The sequence below is a fragment of the Halorubrum sp. Ea8 genome (assembly GCF_002252925.1).
In the GTDB taxonomy this organism is placed as follows: Archaea; Halobacteriota; Halobacteria; order Halobacteriales; family Haloferacaceae; genus Halorubrum.
In genome coordinates, this window is record NZ_NHPF01000033.1 from 60276 (window position 1) to 82269 (window position 21994).

A 21994-nucleotide genomic window follows, 5' to 3' on the forward strand; every position below is an offset into this window, starting at 1 on the left:
AATCAGTCTCATTTTCAGCCCAGAGTAATCCGCGATCGGCGCTTTACTTCCTTCTCCGGACCGTTCCACCGCCGAGTCCCTCCCACTCGACTCGGTACCCGAGCGCGGAGAGGGTCGCGCTCGCGTCGTCGATACCGTACCCGTCGAACACCGCCTCCGCCTCCGTCAGCGGGGCCCCGTCCGCCACCTCGTCGCCGATCCGCTCTAAGACCGCCGGCCTGACCAGCGTCCGCCCCACGAGCTCGTGCTCCGGGAACGGGCCGTCCTCCACCGCCGCCACGCTCACCCCGTAGCGGTCGGCGAGGTCGGTCAGCGTGAGCACGTCGTCCTCGGGCTCGAACGAGTCCGGGAGATCGGCCGCCGCGTCCGCGACGAACTCGGCCTCGTACTCGCGGAGCACGTCGACGACCTCCTTCACGCGGACGGTGCCGGAGTAGGTCACGACGCGGTGGTCGCGCGCCGCGACCGCCTCGCCGACGCCGAGGCTCTCGTCGACCGCGACCAGCAGGTCCACGTCCTCGACGTCTGCGAGCTGGCCGAGCTTCTTCTCGACGTACTCGGGGGTCCAGAAGCCCATCACCTCGAAGAACAGCCGGAAGTCGGCGTGATCGTAGTCGAACGCGAAGTCGGGGATCATCACGCGCGTCCCCGTTTCGAGCGGTTCCGGCTCCCGCACGAGCGACCAGTCGAGGTCGAGCCCGCGGAACCGCCCGGCGAAGTCGGCCTCGACCCCGCTGTCGAACGACGGCTCCGCGACCGGCTCGACGCCCGGCACCGTCACGTCGCCGTCGGAGAGGCGCATGGTGCGCTCGCGGCCGCGGTCGTCGATCGTCGCCTCCAGCGACCACTCCGCGGACTCCGCGACGGTCCGGAGGAGCCGCGCGAAGGCGGTCCCGTATCGCCGGGTGCGCGAAAAGAGGGTGTCGGGGCCGGTGACGACGAGCTCCCGCCCCTCGGGCGTCTTCTCCAGCTCGTACATCAGCCGGAGCCGCTTCACCGCCGAGACGAGCCGCTTCGGGTCGTTCGACCGGATCCGGACCTCGGTCGCGTCGAAGAGGGCGGTCTGCGCCAGCGAGAGGTCGTACTGCTCCAACAGGGAGTCCGGCCCCCACCGCACGTCGGCGTCGACGAGGACCTCGTTGACGTCGCGGTCGGCGTAGAGCGACACCTCCACGTCGCCCGGCTCGATCCCCAGCGCGTCGGCGGCTCGGTCGACCGCGGTCTCCCGCTCCGCCTCGCTCGCGACGCCGACCGCCTCCGCCGCCTCGAACGCGGCCCGCCGGACGCGGCGCGGCGGGACCGGCGCCCGCGTCTCGAAGTCGCACTCGCGCTCGATCAGGGCCGCGAGCCCGCGGACGAGCTTGAAGTCGCCGCCGGAGTCGCCGGCGTCGGCCTCCAGCGCCGCCAGCGCGTCGTCGAGGTCGCCGCGGCGCTCCCCGACGTGGGACTCGAACGTCCCGAGCACCCGGGCCGCGAGCGGGCGGTGCTCGCGACCCGTAAAGCGCGGGCGGTATCCACCGCCGGCCCGCGAGACGCGCAGGAGGTCCTTGCGTAACACGGCGGCGGCTACGCCCGGGTCGGCCTAAAACCGGCCGGTTCCCGCGGTGCGACACGCTTAACTCCGAAACCCGTCGATCGGAGCGTAATGAGTACCGACGCGGCGAGTGACGCGGACGCCGGCGGCGAGGGGGGTGACGACGGAGGCGGGAACTCCGACGGCGACGAGCCAGAGGCGTTCGTCCGCACCTGCGAACACCTCGTCGACCGGATCCTCGCGGGCGAGATCGACCGCGACGACCTCGAGTCCGCCAAGCTCGACGCCTGCTCGAAGTTCTCGTCCCCGAAGGTCCCGAAGAACACCGACATATTGGACCACGCGCCCTTCGAGGCGCGCGACGACGTGATCGAGGTGGTCCAGCGGAAGCCGGTCCGGACCGCGTCCGGCGTCTCGCCGGTCGCCATCATGACCTCGCCGAAGCTCTGTCCGCACGGGAAGTGCCTCTACTGCCCCGGCGGACCGGCCTCGGAGTTCTCCTCGGCGCAGTCGTACACGGGTCACGAGCCCGCCGCGGCCCGCGGAGAGCAGAACGATTACGACCCGTACGGGCAGGTCACGCTCCGGCTCGAACAGCTCCGGAAGATCGGTCACCCGGTCGACAAGGTGGAGCTCATCCTGATGGGCGGGACGATGACCGCGCGCTCGCACGACTACCAGGAGTGGTTCGTGAAGCGCGCCCTGCAGGCGATGAACGACTACGACCTGGACGAGGAGCCGGAGCCGGCCGAGGGCGAGTCGTTCGCGCCCGCTCCCGAGGAGACCGAGTTCGAGTACCTCGAAGACGTGATCGCGGAGAACGAGACGAACGCGATCCGCAACATCGGGACGACGTTCGAGACGAAGCCCGACTGGTGCGACCCCGAGCAGATCGACCGGATGCTCGACCTGGGCGGCACCAAAGTCGAGGTCGGCGTCCAGACCACCTACGAGCGGATCAACCGCGAGATGCACCGCGGGCACGGAAACGAGGCCTCCCGCAACGCGAACCGTCGCCTGCGCGACGCGGCGTTCAAGGTGGGGTTCCACATGATGCCCGGACAGCCGGGGATGACGCGGGAGATGTGTATCGAGGACTTCCGACAGATCTTCGAGAACCCGGACTGGCGCCCCGACTACCTGAAAATCTACCCGACGCTCGTCGTCGAGGGGACTCGGGTGTACGACCGGTGGCGCCGCGAGGAGTTCGACCCCCTCACGAACGAGGAGGCGGCCGACGTCGTCGCCGAGGCGATGGACCACGTCCCGAAGTACACCCGGCTCCAGCGCGTCCAGCGCGACATCCCCGCCGACTTCATCGAGGGCGGCGTCTGGAAGTCGAACCTCCGACAGCTGGCCGATCAGCGCGCCGAGGAGAAGGGGATCGTCCAGCGCGACATCCGCGCCCGCGAGGTCGGTCACAACGACGCCGACCCGGACCCCGACGACGTCGAACTCGACGTGATGACGTACGAGGCCGGCGGCGGGACGGAACACTTCATCTCCTTCGAGGACCCCGTCCGCGACCTGCTCGTCGGGTTCTGCCGCCTGCGGTTCCCCTCGTTCGCGCCCGACCAGCCCGGCGCGCCCGGCACCGAGGACGACGCGATCCGCCGGGAGCTGGAGGACGCGGCGCTGATCCGTGAGCTCCACGTGTACGGCACCGAGGTCGCCATCGGCGGCGACGGCGACTGGCAACACAAGGGGTACGGCACCAGGCTCCTCGAACGCGCCGAGGAGCTCGCCCGCGACGCCGGCTACCGCAAGATGGCCGTCATCTCCGGAATCGGCGCCCGGGAGTACTACCGGGACAAGCTCGGCTACCACCAAGACGGGCCGTACGTGTCGAAGCGGCTGTGAGGCCGACTCGGTCGGACTCGCTCGCCCGACCGCACCCACAACGACACGCCTTTTTCCGGCCCGCGAGTCTCTGTCGTGTATGGACCAGAAGCGGGAGCTGTCGAGCATCGACCTCGCGGCCCTCGTCACCGAGCTCAATCGGTACGAGGGCGCGAAGGTCGACAAGGCGTACCTCTACGACGACGACCTGCTCCGGCTGAAGCTGCGCGACTTCGACCGCGGCCGCGTCGAACTCATGATCGAGGTGGGCGACGTGAAGCGGGCCCACGTCGCCGACGCAGAGCACGTCGCCGACGCCCCCGGTCGCCCGCCGAACTTCGCGAAGATGCTGCGTAACCGCATGTCGGGCGCCGATTTCGCGGGCGTCGAGCAGTACGAGTTCGACCGGATCCTCACCTTCGAGTTCGAGCGCGAGGACGAGAACACGACGCTCGTCGCAGAGCTGTTCGGCCAGGGCAACGTCGCCGCCCTCGACGAGACCGGCGAGGTCGTCGGCTCGCTGTCGACGGTCCGGCTCAAGTCCCGGACGGTCGCGCCCGGCTCGCAGTACGAGTACCCCGCGTCACGGCTCAACCCCCTCGACGTGAGCCTCGGCGGGTTTAAAAGGAACATGCGCGAGTCCGACAGCGACGTGGTGCGGACCCTCGCCACGCAGCTCAACCTCGGCGGGCTCTACGCCGAGGAGGTGTGCACGCGCGCGGGCGTCGAGAAGGAGACGCCCATCGACGAGGCGACCGACGACCAGCTCCGCGCGCTCCACGAGGCGCTCGAACGGATCGGCGACCGGCTCCGCTCCGGCGACGTCGACCCGCGCGTGTACGAGGAGGAGCTGTCCGAAAGCGAGGCGGACGACCGCGACCCCCGCGTCGTCGACGTCACGCCGTTCCCCCTCTCGGAGCACGAGGGGCTCCCGAGCGTCGGCTTCGACTCGTTCAACGCCGCCGTCGACGAGTACTTCTACCGGCTCGACCGCGACGACACCGGCGAGGGCGAGGCCCCGGCGGACGCGAAGGCCTCCCGGCCGGACTTCGAGGAGGAGATCGCCAAACAGGAGCGGATCATCGAACAGCAGGAGGGGGCGATCGAGGGGTTCGAGGAACAGGCCGAGGCGGAGCGCGAGCGCGCCGAACTCCTGTACGCGAACTACGACCTCGTCGACGAGGTGCTCTCGACGGTTCAGGAGGCTCGCGAGAGCGAGGTCCCGTGGGACGAGATCGCCGAGACGCTCGACGCGGGCGCGGAGCGCGGGATCCCGGCGGCCGAGGCCGTGGTCGACGTCGACGGCGGCGAGGGGACCGTGACGGTCGAGCTCGAGGCCGGGAGCGACGACGGCGAGGGCGTCGACGCGGTCCGCGTCGAACTCGACGCGAGCGCCGGCGTCGAGGTCAACGCCGACCGGCTCTACCAGGAGGCGAAGCGGATCGAGGGGAAGAAGGAGGGCGCGATGGAGGCGATCGAGTCGACGCGCCGCGAGCTGGAGGCCGTCAAGGAGCGCAAGGCGGAGTGGGAGGCGGAGCAGGCGGCGGACGACGGGGACGGCGGAAGCGACGGCGACGAGGGAGACGACGACGAGGCGTACGAGACCGACTGGCTCTCGCGCGCCTCTATCCCGATCCGGAGCCCCGACGACTGGTACGACCGCTTCCGGTGGTTCCACACCTCGACCGGCTACCTCGTCATCGGCGGGCGCAACGCCGACCAGAACGAGGAGCTCGTCAAGAAGTACATGGGCAAACACGACCGGTTCTTCCACACGCAGGCGCACGGCGGGCCCGTGACCCTGCTGAAGGCCGCGGGGCCCTCCGAGTCCGCGGACCCGGTCGACTTCTCCGAGGAGACGCTGCGGGAGGTCGCGCAGTTCGCCGTCTCGTACTCCTCGGACTGGAAGGACGGTCGCGGCGCGGGCGACGCGTACATGGTCGAGCCGGATCAGGTATCGAAGACCCCAGAGAGCGGCGAGTACATCGAGAAGGGGAGCTTCGTGATCCGCGGCGACCGGACCTACTTCGAGGACGTCCCCTGCCGGATCGCCGTCGGCGTTCAGTGCGAGCCCGTCACGCAGGCCATCGGCGGGCCGCCGTCGGCGATCGTCGACCGCGCGGCGACGAGCGTCACGCTGGAGCCGGGGATGTACGCCCAGAACGACGCCGCGATGATGGTGTACCGCGAGCTGAAGGGGCGGTTCGCGGACCAGTCGTTCGTCCGCAAGGTGGCGAGCGCGGACCAGCTTCAGGAGTTCCTCCCGCCGGGCGGCTCCGACATCGTCGACTAGGCGGACCGGAGCGCGATCCTTTCAAGCCTCCGCCTCCGACTCCGCCCATGAGCTTCGAGGCGCTGCCGGACGGCTGGCGGGTGTGGAACGAGGAGCCGAGCGGACGGGCGATCCTCGTCTACCGGCCCGACGTGTTCGACGGCGACGACCTCCCCGCGGAGTGCATGCCGACCATCTACCTCACGAACGGCGCGCGGACGGCCCGCCCCGGATCCGGCCAGTACGCGACCGACGAGTGGCACGTCGTGCTCTTCTTGGAGCCCGAGGTCGAGGCGGTCTCGGAGACCCGCGACGACCGCGAGTCGGGCGCGGCCGCGGCCGTCGCGGTCGCGGAGCGGTTCGCCGCCGGCGACGTCGACTACCGCGCCGCTTACCAGGTGCCGCGGGAGGCGTACTTCGAGCGATTAGACGAGCTGATCGAGGGGGAGTGAGCGCGACGTCGACGGGAGGTGAGCCGACCGGCCGGTCGGCGACTTCGCCGGACCCGATCCGCGTTTGTGCATATATACTCCGTCGTAAACCCCGATAGCACCACGAACACGAGGATTTTTATCGCCTCACGCCTCACCGTCGCGTACATGAACGCCGGTGGGGACCACACCGCTGACGAGCCGCGAGAGAAGTGCGGCGTCGTCGGCATCTCGCTCGCTGACCGCGAGGCCGCGCGGCCGCTGTACTACGCGCTGTACGCGCTCCAACACCGCGGGCAGGAGTCCGCTGGGATCGTCACGCACGACGGGTTCCAACAGCACAGCCACGTCGAGCGCGGGCTCGTCGGGGACGCGTTCGAGGAGGGGGACCTGGCGTCGCTGTCGGGCGGCACCGGCATCGGTCACGTCCGGTACCCGACCGCCGGGAGCCTCGACAAGAGCTGCGCACAGCCGTTCTCCGTCTCCTTCAAGTCCGGCTCGCTCGGGCTCTCGCACAACGGGAACCTCGTGAACGCCGACGAGGTGCGCGAGGAGCTCGCGGCGGCCGGCCACGCGTTCACCTCCGACGGCGACACCGAGGTGATCGCCCACGACCTCGCGCGCAACCTCTTGGAGGAGGACCTCGTGCGCGCCGTCAAACACACGATGAACCGCATCCACGGCTCCTACTCGCTGGCGATCACCCACGACGACACCGTCCTCGGCGTGCGCGACCCCCTCGGGAACCGTCCCCTGTGTCTGGGGAAAGTGGACGGCGGATACGTGCTCGCCAGCGAGTCGGCCGCCATCGACACCCTCGACGGGGAGCTGATCCGGGACGTGCGCCCGGGCGAACTCGTCGTCCTCGACCCCGACGGCGCGGGGTACGACACCTACCAGCTGGTCGAGCGCGAGTCGACCGCGCACTGCTTCTTCGAACACGTCTACTTCGCGCGCCCCGACTCGGTCATCGACGAGAACCTCGTGTACGAGGTCCGCCGCAAGCTCGGGCGGAAGCTCTGGGAGGAGTCCGGCGTCGAGGCCGACGTCGTGATGCCGGTCCCCGACTCCGGCCGGGCGTTCGCCTCCGGCTACGCCGACGCGGCCGGCGAGACGACCGCCGACGGCGAGGCCCGTCCGGAGAACGACGCCGGTATCGAGTTCGCCGAGGGGCTGATGAAGAACCGGTACGTCGGGCGCACGTTCATCATGCCGACGCAGGACGAGCGCGAGCGCGCGGTCCGGCTGAAGCTCAACCCGATCAAATCGACCGTGGAGGGGAAGTCGGTCACCATCATCGACGACTCCATCGTCCGGGGAACGACCTCGACGCAGCTGGTCGAGCTCGTCCGCGAAGCCGGCGCCGAGGAGGTCCACCTCCGGATCGGCGCGCCGGCGATCGTCGCGCCCTGTTACTTCGGGATCGATATGGCGACCCGCGAGGAGCTGATCGCCGCCGACGCCTCCACCGAGGAGATTCGACAGGAGGTCGGCGCCGACTCCCTCTCGTACCTCTCGATCGACGCCGTCTCCGAGGCGCTCGGCGAGAGCCGCGCGGACCTCTGTCTCGGCTGCGTCACCGGCGAGTACCCCTTCGACGTCGAGGGCGAGGAGAGCGACCGCGACCTCGACCCCGTCACGCCCGACCCGACGCCGGCGGACGACTGATCGGGCTCCGACCTCGGTTCCCGACGACTCGCCCCGTCGCCGCCTCCCGTTCTCACGTCGCGAGTCGGGAATCGGGAATTTAAATACGCCCACGCTGGGAGGTACAGGTATGACATCCGACGCCGACGACGCGACGATGAGCCGCCGCGGGCTGTTCAGGGTCGGCGCCGCAGGCGCCGCCGCCGCGACCGGCCTCGCCGCCGGTTCCGGGACCGCCGCCGCCCAGTACGGCGGCTGGCTCGACGACGTGGACAACTACGACGGGACGCACGACTACACCGGACAGGACGAGGTCACCGTCGACGTCGGCGCGGTCAACGGGCTCAGGTTCGGTCCGGCCGCGATCCTGATCGACCCCGGAACGACCGTCGTCTGGGAGTGGACCGGCGAGGGCGGCGCGCACAACGTCGTCGCCGAGGACGGGACGTTCGACAGCGGCGAGACCGTCAGCGAGGCGGGGACCACCTTCGAGTACACGTTCGACGACGCGTCCGACGGCGACACGTTCAACTACCTCTGCGTGCCGCACGAGGCGGTCGGCATGAAGGGCTCCGTCGCGGTCGGCTCCGTCGACGACGACCTCGTCCAGCCCGACGCCGGCGGCGACGGTGGGAGCGGTGACGGCGGAGGCGGGGGAAGCGGTGGCGACGGAGGCGACGGAGGCGACGGCGGAAGCGGTGGCGACGGAGACGACGGCGGAAGCGGTGGCGACGGAGGCGACGGCGACGACGGCGGGAGCGCCGGCCGCGTCCTCAGCGCGGGCGACATCGGCGCGCTCGCGCTCGGCTTCGGGTTCGCCGGTGCGCTGCTCGTCCCGCTCTTCTACGCGGCCCACCGGATGGCGAACGACGACGGGTAGGCGGCCGGACCGGTCTCACCGACCGCTTTCCCGGTCGGTGCCGACGGCGACCCGCGACCGCAACACCAGTGAGACGGCCGCCAGCCACAGCGCCGCTTCGAGGAAGAAGGAGGGGGTTCCGACGTAGAACAGCGCGAACTCGCCCGGCGGGATCGCGAGCGGGTCGGACCGCGTGAGGAGCGGCCACCCGAGGAACGCCGCGTCGCCCGGCCGCCCGTTCACGACCATGTGGAGCGCGTCGAGCGCGAGGTGAGAGCCCCAGCCGACCGCGACCGCGAGGCCGCGGCGCCTCGCGGCGACGGCGACGAGCGCGGCGAGCGGCACGAGCAGCGCGGAGTGGCCGACCGACTGGTAGACGTCGAAGACGCCGAGCGCGCCGAGCGGCTTGTCGACGACGTCCGGGAGCGCGGCGCCGGCGAAGACCCACCACACGGAGAGCGGCGGCGAACCGCCGAGGTACCGCCGGAGGCGCGGGTGTCCCGACAGCCACCCGAGGCCGGCGGCGACGAGGAGGTGAGTCGCGAACAGCACGACGGTTCGTACGGTTGACGGCGATATCAAGCTTCGTCGGAGCGGTCGGGGCGATCGGTGCGGCCGGTACGGTCGGAGCGCCCGGCTTCGCCGGTCGGCCCCGCGCCCGCCTCAGAACGCGTGGTACAGCATGACGTACACGCCGATCCCCATCGCGAAGGAGATCAGCCAGAGGACGGCGGCGACGAAGCCGACCTGCGCGTGACGCGTGTGGTACAGTTCCTCGTACTGGCGGGTCGCGGCGAGCAGGAGCGCGTAGAAGACGAACGGGATACAGACGATCGCGAGCAGAATGTGTATCCCGAGGAACGGGAGGTAGAGGTAGGTGTAGACGACGTCGGGGCCGGGGAATTCGGTCGTGCCGACGTGGATCAGCCGGTAGAGGTACGCGCCGAGGAAGGCGGTGAAGAGGCCGAACGACGTCAGCATGAACGCGCGGTGTCGGCGCACCTCGCCGCGGGAGATGGCGCGCCAGCCGAGGACGATGGTGCCGATGGCCGTCGCCGAGACGGCGGCGTTGAAGTGCGGGATCGCGGCGAGGACGGCGTCGCTCGCGCGGGGCAGGAGGACGCTCGGTATCGCGCCGCCGACGGCGCCGAACACCACGGCCAGCGCCGCGACGGAGCTGAGTGCGGTCAAAAGCGGGACGTTCTCGCGGGCCCACTCGGACATGTCGGATCCGAGGGCCGCCACTCCCAAACCCGTGCCGGTTCCGGCGCGTCCGACCGGGGGCGTGTCCGACCCGGAATTCGCCCGGCCCCGCCGCCCGGTGTCACTCTTCGACACGGCACTGCCGAATGGAAGGGCTTTTAATTGGGGGAAGGGTACGTGAGGACGCGATTGAACACCGCGAGCGTGGGTAGCCAAGCCAGGCCAACGGCGCAGCGTTGAGGGCGCTGTCCTGTAGAGGTCCGCCGGTTCAAATCCGGTCCCACGCATCGCTCGGCGGCACACCCGCCGCACCGATGCACGGTGTTGTCTCTACGACAGCATCCACGCACAATTCCTTTCGAACGTTACGCGACGAGCGACAGCTGTGATCGGAACGCTGTGATCGTGAACACCGCCGAAGCCCCAGCCGCGAGGACTCGCGACTGCCCCTTTGAGTCCCACCCGACCGCAGCCGCACAGCCCCTCGCGCCTCCCCAGCCTCGCCGCGGCCGCGCCGGCGGCCGCGGGCTCCCTCGCGCGTGCTGACTCGCGGCCGCCGAGGGCGGCCGCTCACAGGCACGCGCCACCGCCCAGTCATTTATAAGGAACCTCGGTGGCCTCGATCCGCATCGCCCGCGCGAACTGCCACCCTTTTTGTTCCGGCCTGCCGGAGTACGGCGTAATGAGCGAGGACGCGACCCCCGAGTACGACCACGATGAGCTGGGGCTCGTCGCCGGGCTGGAGATCCACCAGCAGCTCGACACGGAGACGAAGCTGTTCTGCGACTCCCCGACCGTCGAGCGCGACCCCGACGAGGCCGACCGCGAGATCGCCCGCCGGCTCCACCCGACGAAGAGCGAGCTCGGCGAACTCGACGACGCCGCGATGGAGGAGAGCCGCGTCGACCGCGAGTTCACCTACCTCGCGTACGACACCACCTGCCTCGTCGAGGAGGACGACGAGCCGCCCCGGCGCGTCGACGGCGAGGCGCTCTCGGTCGCGCTCCAGATCGCCGACCTGCTCGACGTCTCGGTCGTCGACCAGGCGCACGTGATGCGGAAGCTCGTCATCGACGGGTCGAACACCTCGGGCTTCCAGCGCTCGATCCTGCTCGGCCAGAGCGGGGAGATCGAGACGAGCGAGGGGGCGGTGTCGATCGTCGACCTCATGCTGGAGGAGGAGTCGGCAAAGCGCGTCGAGGAGACTGACGACGGCGTCGTCTACTCGCTGGACCGCCTCGGCGTCCCGCTCGTCGAGATCGGTACCGGTCCGGACATCCGGAGCCCCGAGGGCGCCCGCGAGGCCGCCGAGCGCATCGGCATGCTGCTCCGGTCGACCGGCGCGGTCAAGCGCGGGCTCGGCACGATTCGGCAGGACGTCAACGTCTCCATCGCCGAGGGCGCCCGCGTCGAGGTGAAAGGCGTCCAGGACCTCCAGGGGATCGAGGACATCGTCCGCGGCGAGGTCGGCCGGCAGGCGGAGCTGCTCGCGATCCGCGACGAGCTCCGCGACCGCGACGCGAGCGTCGGCGACGTCTCGGACGCGACCGACGTCTTCGCCGAGACCGACTCCGGGGTCATCCGGGGCGCGCTCGACTCGGGCGGGAAGGTGACCGCGGTTCCGCTGTTCGGCTTCGACGGGCTCGTAGGGTGGGAAATCCAGCCGGACCGCCGGCTCGGGACCGAGCTCTCCGACCACGCGAAGCGACACGGGGCGGGCGGGATCTTCCACACCGACGAGCTGCCGGCGTACGGCGTGACCGAGGCCGAGGTCGAGTCCCTCCGCGAGGCGGTCGGCGCCGGGCCGGAGGACGCGGTCGCCATCGTCGCCGCCGACCCGGAGACCGCCGACCTCGCGATCGAGGCCGCCGCCGACCGGGCCGCCGCGGCGATCGAGGGCGTCCCCGAGGAGACCCGCGGCGCCAACGAGGACGGGACGACCCGCTACCTCCGTCCGCTTCCCGGCGCGGCTCGGATGTACCCCGAGACGGACGTGCCGCCGGTCGAGCCGGACCCGTCCGACGTCGACCGACCCGAGCTCCTCGACGAGAAGACCGACCGCTACGCCGAGGAGTTCGGACTCGATCGCGGGCTCGCCGAGCAGGTCGCCTTCGGGCGGCGCTTCCCGCTGTTCGAGGCCGCGGTCGAGCGCGGCGTCGACCCCACCTTCGCGGCGTCGACGCTGGAGTCGACGACGACGGAGATCCGCCGCGAGGGGGCCCCGGTCGAGAACCTGACCGACGACCACTTCCTCGACTTATTCGCCCTCGTCGAGGGCGGCGACCTCGCGAAGGAGGGCGTGCCGGAGGTGCTGACGACGCTCGCCGAGAACCCGGACCTCACGGCCGCGGAGGCGGTCGAGGAGGCCGGACTCTCTGGGGTGAGCGAGGATGCGGTCCGCGAGGCGGTCGTCGACGTCGTCGAGCGCAACGCCGACCAGATCGAGGCGGAGGGGATGGGGGCGTTCTCGGGGCTGATGGGCGAGGCCATGGGCGCGCTCCGCGGCAAGGCCGACGGGGAGGTCGTCTCCGACGTGCTCCGCGAGGAGATCGGCAAGCGGTCGTAACGGTCCTCGGAATCCCTCCCGTTCCGCCCCCGATTCACACGTTGTCGCCCCTGTTCTTTACGTGTCGCGGGGCCTTGATTCGTACCTAGAGGGAACACCAGATGGACGATCCGCCACCGGGTCCCTCGGACGACCCGCCAGCGACAGACCGCACGCCCGAGCCGGCCGTCGCGAAGACGCGCGGCGACCGGGTCTCCGACGCGACGAACCGGTTCATCCACGGCGTCGAACTCGCCGCGGCGGCGCTGTTCGCCCTCCTGTTCGGGATCGGCGTGGTCGACCTCGCGATACAGATCGCCGAGTCAGTTCCCACCGGCGAGATCACCGACCCGAACACGGTCATCGGATTCATCGAGACCGGACTGCTGCTCCTCATCATCGTCGAGGTGTACGAGACGGTCGTCGCCTACATCGAACAGAGCGACACCCGTCGGATCGTCAGGCTGGTGATCTACACTGGCGTCATCGCGATGGTCCGGAAAGTGATCATCTTCCGGACCACCGAGTACCCATCGACGCAGGACGCGCTCTTCGCCGCGTTCGCGTACACGCTGGTGATACTCGGACTGGTAGCGCTACTGTTCGTCGAGCGGTCGGTCGGGTCCTCCCTGTCGCCGGAGTGAGGTCGGCGCTACTCGGTCAGCTCCGCGAGCAGCGTGTCGAGGTCGTACGTCGCCGGCGCTCGCGGCTCGTCGCGGAGTGTGGCGATCGTGAACGTCGAGTTCGTGCGTTCGACCTCGGGAATCGCCTCGAAGTCGCTGATGAGCCGCTCGACGGTGTCGGACGACGAGAGCCGCGCGAGGACGACGAAGTCGGTTTCGCCCATCGTGAAGAACGCCTCCGTGACCCCCTCGACCGCCAGTAGCTCGTCGGCGAACTCCTCGTACGGGCCCTCGTAGCCCGCGAGCACCTCGACGATGACGGTGACGCCGAGCCCGAGCGCCTCGTGGTCGAGGTCGTACAGATCGTTCTCGATCACGCCGTCCTCGCGGAGGTTGTTCAGCCGGTAGTGGATCGTCGACACCGGAATCCCGGTCTCCTCGTGGAGCCGCTCGGGGCTCCCGGTTCCGAGGTCAGATATCGCCTTCAACAGCCGCACGTCGCGCTCGTCCATACGCCCCCTTCGAGTGAGGGACTGTTGTATATTCCGACCGACACACTTGCACTCGAATCCAAGAACGACCCTCGTTTCGGAAGCGTATTGCAGTTCGTTCGTATGCGTGATTGTTCATTCTGAATTCGGCCGATTGTGAGAGAATAGTTTAACTGTCTCAAGAAACTTCGATCTAACACTCAATGAAGCTACGAAACCTCCTCTCTACTCCGGAATCAGTCGTCGCCGCCTTCGTCCTCCTCGCGACCCTGTGGGGCACCTCCTTCGTCGCGATCGAGGCCGGGTTACACCACTTCCCGCCGCTGCTGTTCGCCGGCGTCAGGTACGCGATCGCCGGAGCGATCGTGCTGGGCGTCGCCGCGGTCATGTCCGGACGGACGACGCCCAGCGGACGCGACGAGTGGCTCGGCGTCGCCGTCGCGGCGACCTTCGTGATCGCCGCGTACCACGGGCTGTTGTACGTCGGCGAGCTCCACATCTCCGGGGCGGTCGCCGCGGTGGTCGTGAGCCTCGCGCCGGTGTTGACCGCGGTGTTCGCCGCGGTCCTCCTCCCGAACGAGCGGCTCGGATCCGTCGAGATCGGCGGGTTCGCCCTCGGTATCCTCGGCGTGGTCGTGATCGCCGACCCGACCGCGGCCGGGGTCGGTGACTCGGCCCTCCTCGGCGTCGGGCTCGCGTTCGCCGGCGCCGTCGCCTTCTCGCTGGGCGCGGTCCTGCTCCGACCGCTCCGGACGGACCTCCCGATCGCCGCCCTGCAGGGGTGGGCGATGGTGCTCGGCGCCGGGCTCCTCTTCGTCGGCGCCGCCGCGCTCGGGGAGTCGCCGGCGGCGATCGAGTGGAACCGAACCGCGATCGGGTCGCTCGCCTACCTCACGCTGCTGTCGGGCGTCCTCGCGTTCCTGATCTACTTCGCGCTGCTCGACGAGGTCGGCCCGGCGCAGCTCCACCTCGTGGGGTACGCCGAGCCCGTGGTCGCCGCGGCCGGGAGCTGGGTCCTGCTCGGCACCCTCGTCGAGGCGGAAGCGATCGTCGGGTTCGTCGCGATACTCGCGGGCTTCCTCGCGCTCGAACGCCGGGAGATCGCGGCGTACGTCGGGTTCGACGCGTATCACTGGCCCGCGCTGATCGGGCGGAAGTAAGGGTTTTTTCGGGGCGCTCAGCCCTCGACGTCCGCGGTCAGGCCCGCGCGGAGATCGCGGCCGAAGTAGTGGCCGAGCAGGGCCGCGACGAGCCCGACCCCGCCGCCGACCGCGAGCAGGGGAAGCCCCCACTGCTGGAGGTAGTCGACCCCGATCGGGAGGAAGCCGACGCCGAGGACGTTCGTGACCGCGACGAGGGCTCCCGCCGCGGCGCCGGCGAGCCCGGTCTCGACGTACCGCCGGGCGGAGAGCGCCAGCCCGATCAGGAACGCGGCGAGGAACACGCCCCCGGCCGAACCGATCGTCCCGCCGATGAGGGGGATCGCGCCGCCGACGAAGACGCCGATCGCGACCGCGGCGAGCGCGAGCGCGAACGCCTTCGCGGAGAACCAGCGACCGCTCGTCCCGACGCGCCCGCCGTCGCCGCCGGTCTCGGCCGCCCGGCCAGCCGACTCGTTCCTCTCGGCGCGCGAATCGGCCTCGTCCGACGTCGAGGGGTCTCCGCCCTCGGCGAGGTCGTCGTCGAGGAGGTCGTCGAGGTCGTCCATCGGGTCGCCGTCGGACGCCTCCCGCTCCTTGGAGGGTTGCATACCGGAGCGTTCGCCCGTGAGACCTTGGGTCTTGTGCCCACAGTCGACTCGCCTCGTCGGCGAGCGGCGGCCGCCGCGGTCGCGTCGGGTCTCCTCGTCGACGCGGTCGCGTCGCGTCTCACGGCCGCGTTTCACCGGAAACGAGGTGTCTCGGAGGCGAGCGCCGCGACGCGCGGCACGGTCGCTCCCCGCTAGTCGCCGCCGCCCGACTCGCGCGATCCCCAGACGCGCTTGTCGACGAGCTCGACCGTCATCGGCCCGTCGACGGTGACCTGACACGACAGCCGCGGGTAGCCGAAACGGGCCGCGAGCCGGTCGTGCCAGTGGTCCGGCGGCGGTCCCTCGCGGATCCGAACGCCGCAGGTGGCGCAGATCCCGCGCCCGCCGCAGTTCAGTCGGCGCGTCGCGGCCGCGTACGGCGACAGGTCGGCGTCGAGGAGGACGCGCCGCAGGTTCCGTCCCGGCTCGACAGCCAGCTTTGTGCGTTCCTCGCCATCGACGACGGTCACGGGAACGGTCTCGGCGTCGGTCATGCGACACCCGACGTTACGCCCGCGGACCCATAGGTGAGCGGGTCCCCGCTGGCGACCCGGAACGGCTTTCCACGCCCGCGCCGACCGCGTCGACATGGACACGCGTCGCGCGCTGCTCGACGCCCTGGAGGACGGCCCGGTCTCGGGACCGGCGCTCGCCGCGGAGCTCGACGTCTCGCGGGCGGCGGTGTGGAAGGCGGTCGAGGCGCTCCGCGAGGAGGGGTTCGCCGTCGAGTCGACGGGCGCGGGCTACGCCGCGCCCGCGGAGCCCGCCTACTGCGCGGCCGGGATCGAGTTCGGACTCGACGCGCCGTACGAGGTGGAGTACCACGACGCCGTCCCGTCGACGAACGACCGCGCCCGCGAGTTGGCGGCCGACGGCGCCGCCGACGTCGCGGTCGTCGCCGACGAGCAGACCGGCGGTCGAGGCCGGCTGGACCGCGAGTGGGTCGCGCCGAGCGGCGGCGTCTGGCTGTCGGTCGTCACGCGGCCGACGGTCTCGCCCGCCCGCGCCCCGCTGTTCACCCTCGCCGCGGCGGTCGCGACGGTCGACGCCTGCCGCGAGGTCGGCGTCGACGCGCACATCAAGTGGCCGAACGACGTGCTCGTCGGGGGCGACGGAGCGGGAGGCGCCGCGGGCGACGCCGACCGCTCGGGACGCGGCGGCCGCAAGCTCGCCGGGATCCTCACCGAGATGGAGGGCGAGGCCGACCGCGTCTCGTGGCTCGTCGTCGGCGTCGGCGTCAACGCGAACGTCGATCCGGACGCGCTCCCGGCCGACGCGACCTCGCTGCGCGCCGAGACCGGCGGCGACGTCGACAGGCGGCGCTTCGCGGCGACGCTCCTCGAACGGGTCGCGGCGCTCGCGCAGACGGCGGACCGATCCGACCGGATCCTCGCGGCGTGGCGCGAGCGGGCGAGCACGCTCGGGCGACGGGTTCGGGTGGAAACGCCGACGGGGGTCGTCACGGGGACCGCGGTCGACGTCGAGTCGCCGGGCGCGCTCGTGATCGACACGGGAGACGGGACGCGACGCGTCCACGCCGGGGACTGCGAGCACCTCCGCGACGCCGACGGCTGACCGCGGGGTCGGGTCGGCAGAGACCGTGCGGTCCGGCCGCTCTTACGTCCGTCCGGTGGCCTCCGACAGGCTCGGCTCCGTCGGGACGTCGCCGTCGATCCGGACCGTCAGGACCGGGACGGCGGCGCCGCGAACGACTTTCTCGGCCACGCTCCCGAGCAGGAGCCGGTCTATCCCGCCGCGGCCGTGGGTGCCCATCACGACGAGGTCACAGCCGTTCCCCTCGGCGTACCGGATGATCTCGCGGCTGGGCGACCCCTCGACGACGGCCGTTTCCACGTCGACGACGGTCTCCTCGGCCAGCTCCTCGACCGCCGCCACGGCCTCCTCGGCGTCGCCCCGCAGGAGTTCGCCGACTCCCTCCCAGGAGGCCTCCATCGGCATCCCCGCGTAGCTCGCCGTGTCTACCACGTGGACCGCGTGGACGGCGGCGTCGTGGACCGCGGCGAGGTCCAGCGCGTGCGCGACCGCCCGTTCCCCCTCAGTCGAGCCGTCGGTCGGGACCAGGATCCGGTCGTATAATGTCATCTGTTCACATGCATCAAGAAACTGCGACCGCATAACTCTTTGCAGGCTTTGCCGGTTCTTTGCGGCCGACCGTCCGAGGCGCGTGTTTAAGCGCTCTCGACGCGACGTACGGCTATGACGACCGAGATCCACCTGTCGAGAGTCGAGGGCGAATTCGCTGACCACTCCTTCCCGGCGGCTCGGAGCGACCTCGCCGAGGCGTGCGCCGGGACCACCGTGCTGTTCGCCGACGGCGAGGCCGACCTCGGCGACCTCCTCACAGAAATCGAGCAAGAGCGGTTCGAGAGCCCCCAAGACGCCTACACGGCGCTTCAGAACGTCCTGCCGATCGAAGCGGTCGGCGAGCCGGGCCAGTCCGACGGCGACGCCTGATTCGGCGCGCTCCGAACCGAGCGACGCGGGTCCCGAGACGACCCTCCGCACGTCCGCGACAGCCTCTCTCACGCCACGTCGCGTCTCGCATCGCTTTTTACCGCGGGTCGCGCACTGACGGTAATGAGTTATCGGATCGGCCTCGTCGGCAAGCCCTCCGTGGGAAAGTCGACGTTTTTCAACGCCGCGACCATGAACGACGTGCCCGAGGGCGCGTACCCGTTCACCACGATCGACCCGACCGTCGGCGAGGCGTACGTCCGCGTCGACTGCGCCGCCCCGGAGTTCGACGAGCGCTGCACGCCGAACGTCGGCGTCTGCCGAGACGGGACCCGCTACGTCCCCGTGAAGCTCGTCGACGTCGCCGGGCTCGTCCCCGGCGCCCACGAGGGGCGCGGCCTCGGCAACCAGTTCCTCACCGACCTCAACGAGACGGACGTGCTGATCCACGTCGTCGACTTCTCGGGCAAGACCGACATCGAGGGCGAGGCCACCGAGGGCCACGACCCGCGCGAGGACATCGACTTCTTAGAGGAGGAGCTCGACGAGTGGTACCTCGACGTGCTCCGCAAGGGGATCGAGAAGTTCGAGACGCGCTACCACGGCTCCGAGGCCGCCATCGAGCGGGAGCTCGCCGAGCAGATGTCCGCGTTCGGCATCGACAAGGACCGGATGAAACGCGTCATCCTCGCCGAGGGACTGGAGCTCGACCCCGAGACGTGGGACGACGCCGACGAGGCGTCGCTCGCCCGCGAGATCCGCAAGCGCACGAAGCCGATGGTCGTCGCCGCGAACAAGATGGACACGCCCGAGGCGCAGTCGAACTGGGAGGCGATCACGTCGGACCCCGACTACGACCACCTCTCGTTCGTCCCCGCGAGCGCCCACGCCGAGAAGGCCCTCAAGAACGCCAACGACGCCGGCGTCGTCGACTACACGCCCGGCGAGAGCGATTTCGACGTCGTCGGCGACGTCTCCGGCGAGCAGGAGGCCGGCCTCGACCAGATCGGGGAGTTCGTCGCCGACTACGACGGGACCGGCGTGCAGGGCGCGCTGGAGGCGGCCGTCTTCGACGTGCTCGGCTGTATCGCCGTCTTCCCCGGCTCCGCGAACGGGAGCAAAGACGAGAAGGGCGTCTTCCGCGACTGCTTCCTCCTCCCCGAGGGGTCGACGACCGAGGACTTCGCCTTCCACATCCACTCTGACATCGGGGAGGGGCTCCTCCACGGCACCGACTGCCGGAGCGGGCGTCAGGTCGGGACCGGCCACGAGCTCTCCCACCGCGACGTGATCGAGCTGGTGTCGACGAAGCAGGCCGCGCCGTAGTCGACGAACGCCGCCTTTTATCGGTCGCCGCCGCCGTCGCCGTCCCCGTCGGGATCCGGCACGTCCGCTGCCGACCCGACCGGGGTCGACGCGTCGGGCAGGTCCGAGAGCCCGAGTCGGTCGAGCAGCCGCGCGGTCGGCCGCCCCTCGCGGTCCCACTCTCGGCACGCGTAGTACCGGTCGAGGAGGGATTCGAACGCATCGGGGTCGAGGCCGTCGCGCTCGGGGCCGGTCCCCTCGTCTCCCCCGCGACCCGGCCCGCCCTCGGTGTCCCTCGTCAGCGCCTCGGGGAGCGCGTCGTCGGCCCGGGTGAACCCCTCGCGGAGGTTGAACAGCCGCGCGAGCGTCCACACGCGCTCGCCGAGGGGCCGGAGGTCCTCGGGGTCGCGCTCGTCGCCGAGCGCCGCGAACCACTCGGCCGCGGTCTCCGGACCGAAGGCGTCCGCGAGGAAGTCGTCGGCGACGAGACACCACAGGGCGGCGCGCCGGTCCTGTTCCTCGGCGACGACCGCGGCGCGCTCCGTCGGAGTCCACCCGGGCGCCGCCACCGCCTCGGTCTCCACCGGGCGGGCGCGCCGGTGACACCCGCCGCGGTCGCTCGTCGCGAACGCGAGCGCCATCGTCTCGGCGCCCCGCGGGTCGTAGGAGGCGAGCTCCATCCCCTTCACCGTCGGAACGAGGTCCGCGCCGCCGAACCGGTCGGCCGCGGCTTCGACACCGTCGGCGAGGGCGTCTCCGAGCGGGGTCGCCCGCGACGCGATCTCCTCGATCAGCGCTCGCGCCGCCCCCTCGTCGCCGAAGGAGAGGCCTCGATCGACGCCGTGGTCGGCGGGGTCGATCAGCCCGGCCTCGCTCGCGCGCACCGCCCACGCGACCGCGTTCCCCGCGGAGATCACGTCGATCCCGAGCCGGTCGCAGACGCCGCCGAGCGCCGCGGCGGCGTCGAAGTCGTCGATCCCGAGTCCCGCGCCGAGCGCGATGGGGGTGCCGCCGCGCGGGACGGTCTCGTCCGGGTCGGCGTCCTCCGCGGGGCTCTCCCCGTCACCCGGGCTGATACGGAATCCGCCAGGGACCGGTTCGTCCGGGCGCTCGCGGCCCGCGGCGCGCTCCGCCGCGCGCTCGACGCCGAGGTCGTCGGCCCCTTCGAACCGTCGCGCCTGCCACCCTCGGGTCGGGAGCACGCCGGTCTCGTCGGCGAACGACACCGTTTCGAGGGTGTCGCCCGCGGCGAGCCACCGGCCCGCGTCGCTCTCGGCGAACCGCTCCGCGTCGCGGTCGCGGAGCGCCTCAAGCGCCGGCGACGTCTCGGGCGGCGGGTCGCGGGCGACGACCGCCTTCAGGTCCTTCGACCCCATCACGGCGCCCGCGCCCCCGCGGCCGGCGTGGTGGTCGCCGCCGTCGGAGGCGATCGTCGCGTAGCGCACGCCGGTCTCGCCCGCGGGGCCGATGCAGGCGACGGCGGCGTCCGGGTATCTCGCGTCGGTCTCGGCCGCGTCGAGCCCGTCGAGGTCGCTCGCGGATTCGATCGCCGCATCGCCGCCGGCGATCGAGAGCGCGACGGGGTCGTCCGCGGCGCCCTCGATCACGACGCCGAGGTGGTCCCCGAGCGAGCCCGCGAGCCGGCTCGCGAACGACCCGCCGCCGTAGGAGTCGAGGAACGCGCCGGTGAGCGGCGACTTCGTGACGGCGGCGTAGCGCGGCTCGCCGGGGAGATGGCCGGTCAGCGGGCCGACGAGGAACGCGAGGCGGTTCGCCGGCGCCTCCGGGTCGACGCCGGCCGCCATGTCGTAGAGGTAGCGCGCGCCGAGTCCCTTCCCGCCCACGTACCGCTCGCGCCACGCCGTCGGGACGCGTTCGCTGCGCACGCGGCCGGCGGAGAGGTCGACGCGGAGGATCCGGTCGGGGACGGTCATCGTGACCACGGTCGCACTCGGACGGGATTAAACCACACGCCGACGCGCGAGAGCGCGTCTCGGTGCCGACACGGGACCCGGCGGCCGGGGCGGTCGGGGGCACGACCGCTCCCCGACCGGTGCGTTTTCGCCCCTGGCCCCCCGTACCGACGACTATGGACGACGTCGTCGACGCGCTGGACGCGGCCGCGGGAACGACCTGTCTCGTCGGCGCCGGCGGGAAGAAGACCACCCTCTACGCCCTCGCCGACCGGCTCGACCGAGCGGTGCTCACGGCGACGGTGCGGATCCCCATCTTCGACCGGGAGGTCGCCGACGTCCGCGTGACGGCCGATCCGGTCGCCGCGCTCGACGCGGTCGGGGTGAACGAAGCAGACGGAACAGACGGAGCGAACGAGACGGGCGGAGCGAACGAGACGGGCGGGGCGAACGAGACGGGCGGGGCGGCCGAGGCCGCGTTCCCCCTCGGACTCGTTCCGGAGCGCGATCGCGGCGACCGCTACCGGGGGTACGACCCCGCCGTCGTCGACGAGATAGCGGCCGCGCACGACGGGCCGGTGCTCGTGAAGGCGGACGGCGCCCGGACGCGGCTTCTCAAGGCCCCGAACGATCGCGAGCCGCAGATACCCCCCGGCGCCGACCGCGTGGTGCCGGTGGCGAGCGTCGGCGCGGTCGGCGAGCCGCTGACCGAGGAGACGGTCCACCGGCCCGAGCGCGTGGCCGCGATCACCGACGCCGAGGTCGGCGACGAGATCACCCCCGAACTGGTCGGGCGGGTGCTCGCGCACGACGCCGGCGGGCTGAAGGACGTGCCGCCGGAGGCGACGGCGATCCCGCTTATAAACGCGGTCGACGACGACGTCGACGAGGCCGTCGCGCGGGAGATCGCCGGCGTCGTCCGGGAGCGCGCGGCCGTGCCGCGCGTCGTCCTCGCGCGGATGATCGCGGGCGAGGTCGTGGACGTCGTCGAGTGACGTCGGTCGGCCTCGCCCGCGTGACCCGGTCGGTTCTGACGCGTGAGCCAGTCGACCTCGCGGCGCGAGGCGC

The 21994-nt window shown here is 71.3% G+C and carries 20 protein-coding genes and 1 tRNA gene; 13 read left to right on the top strand and 8 right to left on the bottom strand.

All coding sequences use genetic code 11. The features are described 5' to 3' along the window. Window positions 1-43 precede the first annotated feature (43 nt). Window positions 44-1558 (bottom strand): DUF790 family protein, encoded by a 1515-nt coding sequence (locus DJ74_RS02675; protein WP_094526253.1) that lies wholly within the window; start codon window positions 1556-1558, stop codon window positions 44-46. 87 nt (window positions 1559-1645) lie between these two features. Between DJ74_RS02675 and DJ74_RS02680 the strand changes: the two genes are divergently transcribed. From DJ74_RS02680 to DJ74_RS02700, 5 genes are all read left to right on the top strand, one after another. Further along, the gene (locus DJ74_RS02680) at window positions 1646-3394 is read left to right on the top strand and encodes a tRNA uridine(34) 5-carboxymethylaminomethyl modification radical SAM/GNAT enzyme Elp3 (RefSeq protein WP_094522387.1); all 1749 of its coding nucleotides are present in this window, start codon (window positions 1646-1648) and stop codon (window positions 3392-3394) included. Between the two features lie 79 nt (window positions 3395-3473). Beyond that, window positions 3474-5666 carry a ribosome rescue protein RqcH gene (rqcH, locus tag DJ74_RS02685; protein WP_094522385.1) on the top strand — a complete coding sequence of 731 codons (2193 nt, stop codon included), beginning with the start codon at window positions 3474-3476 and terminating at the stop codon, window positions 5664-5666. A gap of 47 nt (window positions 5667-5713) precedes the next feature. Then, window positions 5714-6097 (top strand): DUF5820 family protein, encoded by a 384-nt coding sequence (locus DJ74_RS02690; protein ID WP_094522384.1) that lies wholly within the window; start codon window positions 5714-5716, stop codon window positions 6095-6097. 147 nt (window positions 6098-6244) lie between these two features. Then, window positions 6245-7744 carry an amidophosphoribosyltransferase gene (purF, locus tag DJ74_RS02695; protein ID WP_094522383.1) on the top strand — a complete coding sequence of 500 codons (1500 nt, stop codon included), beginning with the start codon at window positions 6245-6247 and terminating at the stop codon, window positions 7742-7744. A gap of 109 nt (window positions 7745-7853) precedes the next feature. Then, window positions 7854-8603, top strand: coding sequence for a halocyanin domain-containing protein (locus tag DJ74_RS02700; protein WP_094526255.1), 750 nt, complete (start codon window positions 7854-7856; stop codon window positions 8601-8603). 15 nt (window positions 8604-8618) lie between these two features. Here DJ74_RS02700 and DJ74_RS02705 read toward each other — a convergent pair whose 3' ends face one another. Both DJ74_RS02705 and DJ74_RS02710 read right to left on the bottom strand, forming a co-directional pair. Next, on the bottom strand, window positions 8619-9134 hold the full coding sequence (locus tag DJ74_RS02705) for a metal-dependent hydrolase (RefSeq protein ID WP_094522381.1): 516 nt from the start codon (window positions 9132-9134) through the stop codon (window positions 8619-8621). 111 nt (window positions 9135-9245) lie between these two features. After that, the gene (locus DJ74_RS02710) at window positions 9246-9806 is read right to left on the bottom strand and encodes a DUF420 domain-containing protein (RefSeq protein WP_094526257.1); all 561 of its coding nucleotides are present in this window, start codon (window positions 9804-9806) and stop codon (window positions 9246-9248) included. Window positions 9807-9987: 181 nt separating this feature from the next. Here DJ74_RS02710 and DJ74_RS02715 point away from each other — a divergent pair. From DJ74_RS02715 to DJ74_RS02725, 3 genes are all read left to right on the top strand, one after another. Further along, window positions 9988-10072, top strand: a tRNA-Leu gene (locus DJ74_RS02715). Between the two features lie 395 nt (window positions 10073-10467). Next, window positions 10468-12351, top strand: a complete 1884-nt coding sequence (gene gatE, locus DJ74_RS02720; RefSeq protein ID WP_094526259.1) for a Glu-tRNA(Gln) amidotransferase subunit GatE — start codon at window positions 10468-10470, stop codon at window positions 12349-12351. Window positions 12352-12452: 101 nt separating this feature from the next. Next, entirely contained in the window at window positions 12453-12974 is a 522-nt protein-coding gene (locus DJ74_RS02725) for a phosphate-starvation-inducible PsiE family protein (protein WP_094522378.1), read from the top strand. A gap of 8 nt (window positions 12975-12982) precedes the next feature. Here DJ74_RS02725 and DJ74_RS02730 read toward each other — a convergent pair whose 3' ends face one another. Beyond that, the gene (locus DJ74_RS02730) at window positions 12983-13465 is read right to left on the bottom strand and encodes an Lrp/AsnC family transcriptional regulator (protein WP_094526261.1); all 483 of its coding nucleotides are present in this window, start codon (window positions 13463-13465) and stop codon (window positions 12983-12985) included. 182 nt (window positions 13466-13647) lie between these two features. Between DJ74_RS02730 and DJ74_RS02735 the strand changes: the two genes are divergently transcribed. Further along, window positions 13648-14604 carry a DMT family transporter gene (locus tag DJ74_RS02735; protein ID WP_094526263.1) on the top strand — a complete coding sequence of 319 codons (957 nt, stop codon included), beginning with the start codon at window positions 13648-13650 and terminating at the stop codon, window positions 14602-14604. 17 nt (window positions 14605-14621) lie between these two features. Here DJ74_RS02735 and DJ74_RS02740 read toward each other — a convergent pair whose 3' ends face one another. After that, window positions 14622-15194 carry a hypothetical protein gene (locus tag DJ74_RS02740; protein WP_094526294.1) on the bottom strand — a complete coding sequence of 191 codons (573 nt, stop codon included), beginning with the start codon at window positions 15192-15194 and terminating at the stop codon, window positions 14622-14624. Between the two features lie 191 nt (window positions 15195-15385). Next, window positions 15386-15727: a 2Fe-2S iron-sulfur cluster-binding protein gene (locus DJ74_RS02745; protein ID WP_094522375.1), complete on the bottom strand. Its 342-nt coding sequence runs from the start codon at window positions 15725-15727 to the stop codon at window positions 15386-15388. A gap of 94 nt (window positions 15728-15821) precedes the next feature. Here DJ74_RS02745 and DJ74_RS02750 point away from each other — a divergent pair, with 94 nt between their 5' ends. Beyond that, window positions 15822-16808, top strand: coding sequence for a biotin--[acetyl-CoA-carboxylase] ligase (locus tag DJ74_RS02750; protein ID WP_094526264.1), 987 nt, complete (start codon window positions 15822-15824; stop codon window positions 16806-16808). Window positions 16809-16850: 42 nt separating this feature from the next. Here DJ74_RS02750 and DJ74_RS02755 read toward each other — a convergent pair whose 3' ends face one another. Next, on the bottom strand, window positions 16851-17336 hold the full coding sequence (locus tag DJ74_RS02755; RefSeq protein ID WP_094526266.1) for a universal stress protein: 486 nt from the start codon (window positions 17334-17336) through the stop codon (window positions 16851-16853). A 114-nt stretch (window positions 17337-17450) separates the two neighbouring features. Here DJ74_RS02755 and DJ74_RS02760 point away from each other — a divergent pair, with 114 nt between their 5' ends. Then, entirely contained in the window at window positions 17451-17708 is a 258-nt protein-coding gene (locus DJ74_RS02760) for a hypothetical protein (RefSeq protein WP_094526271.1), read from the top strand. A gap of 123 nt (window positions 17709-17831) precedes the next feature. Beyond that, window positions 17832-19034, top strand: coding sequence for a redox-regulated ATPase YchF (locus DJ74_RS02765; protein WP_094526274.1), 1203 nt, complete (start codon window positions 17832-17834; stop codon window positions 19032-19034). 17 nt (window positions 19035-19051) lie between these two features. Here the strand turns inward: DJ74_RS02765 and DJ74_RS02770 are convergent, their stop codons facing one another. Beyond that, on the bottom strand, window positions 19052-20947 hold the full coding sequence (locus tag DJ74_RS02770) for an aldehyde ferredoxin oxidoreductase family protein (protein ID WP_094526279.1): 1896 nt from the start codon (window positions 20945-20947) through the stop codon (window positions 19052-19054). A 155-nt stretch (window positions 20948-21102) separates the two neighbouring features. Here DJ74_RS02770 and yqeC point away from each other — a divergent pair, with 155 nt between their 5' ends. Next, the gene (gene yqeC / locus DJ74_RS02775) at window positions 21103-21921 is read left to right on the top strand and encodes a selenium cofactor biosynthesis protein YqeC (RefSeq protein WP_094526281.1); all 819 of its coding nucleotides are present in this window, start codon (window positions 21103-21105) and stop codon (window positions 21919-21921) included. The last annotated feature ends 73 nt before the right edge of the window (window positions 21922-21994 follow it).

Bases quoted from the DNA above. Each gene is read 5' to 3' on its own strand.
- DJ74_RS02680 (WP_094522387.1), top strand. From the start codon at position 1,646: ATGAGTACCGACGCGGCGAGTGACGCGGACGCCGGCGGCGAGGGGGGT.
- rqcH (WP_094522385.1), top strand. From the start codon at position 3,474: ATGGACCAGAAGCGGGAGCTGTCGAGCATCGACCTCGCGGCCCTCGTC.
- DJ74_RS02690 (WP_094522384.1), top strand. From the start codon at position 5,714: ATGAGCTTCGAGGCGCTGCCGGACGGCTGGCGGGTGTGGAACGAGGAG.
- purF (WP_094522383.1), top strand. From the start codon at position 6,245: ATGAACGCCGGTGGGGACCACACCGCTGACGAGCCGCGAGAGAAGTGC.
- DJ74_RS02700 (WP_094526255.1), top strand. From the start codon at position 7,854: ATGACATCCGACGCCGACGACGCGACGATGAGCCGCCGCGGGCTGTTC.
- DJ74_RS02710 (WP_094526257.1), bottom strand. From the start codon at position 9,806: ATGTCCGAGTGGGCCCGCGAGAACGTCCCGCTTTTGACCGCACTCAGC.
- gatE (WP_094526259.1), top strand. From the start codon at position 10,468: ATGAGCGAGGACGCGACCCCCGAGTACGACCACGATGAGCTGGGGCTC.
- DJ74_RS02725 (WP_094522378.1), top strand. From the start codon at position 12,453: ATGGACGATCCGCCACCGGGTCCCTCGGACGACCCGCCAGCGACAGAC.
- DJ74_RS02730 (WP_094526261.1), bottom strand. From the start codon at position 13,465: ATGGACGAGCGCGACGTGCGGCTGTTGAAGGCGATATCTGACCTCGGA.
- DJ74_RS02735 (WP_094526263.1), top strand. From the start codon at position 13,648: ATGAAGCTACGAAACCTCCTCTCTACTCCGGAATCAGTCGTCGCCGCC.
- DJ74_RS02740 (WP_094526294.1), bottom strand. From the start codon at position 15,194: ATGCAACCCTCCAAGGAGCGGGAGGCGTCCGACGGCGACCCGATGGAC.
- DJ74_RS02745 (WP_094522375.1), bottom strand. From the start codon at position 15,727: ATGACCGACGCCGAGACCGTTCCCGTGACCGTCGTCGATGGCGAGGAA.
- DJ74_RS02750 (WP_094526264.1), top strand. From the start codon at position 15,822: ATGGACACGCGTCGCGCGCTGCTCGACGCCCTGGAGGACGGCCCGGTC.
- DJ74_RS02755 (WP_094526266.1), bottom strand. From the start codon at position 17,336: ATGACATTATACGACCGGATCCTGGTCCCGACCGACGGCTCGACTGAG.
- DJ74_RS02760 (WP_094526271.1), top strand. From the start codon at position 17,451: ATGACGACCGAGATCCACCTGTCGAGAGTCGAGGGCGAATTCGCTGAC.
- DJ74_RS02765 (WP_094526274.1), top strand. From the start codon at position 17,832: ATGAGTTATCGGATCGGCCTCGTCGGCAAGCCCTCCGTGGGAAAGTCG.
- DJ74_RS02770 (WP_094526279.1), bottom strand. From the start codon at position 20,947: ATGACCGTCCCCGACCGGATCCTCCGCGTCGACCTCTCCGCCGGCCGC.
- yqeC (WP_094526281.1), top strand. From the start codon at position 21,103: ATGGACGACGTCGTCGACGCGCTGGACGCGGCCGCGGGAACGACCTGT.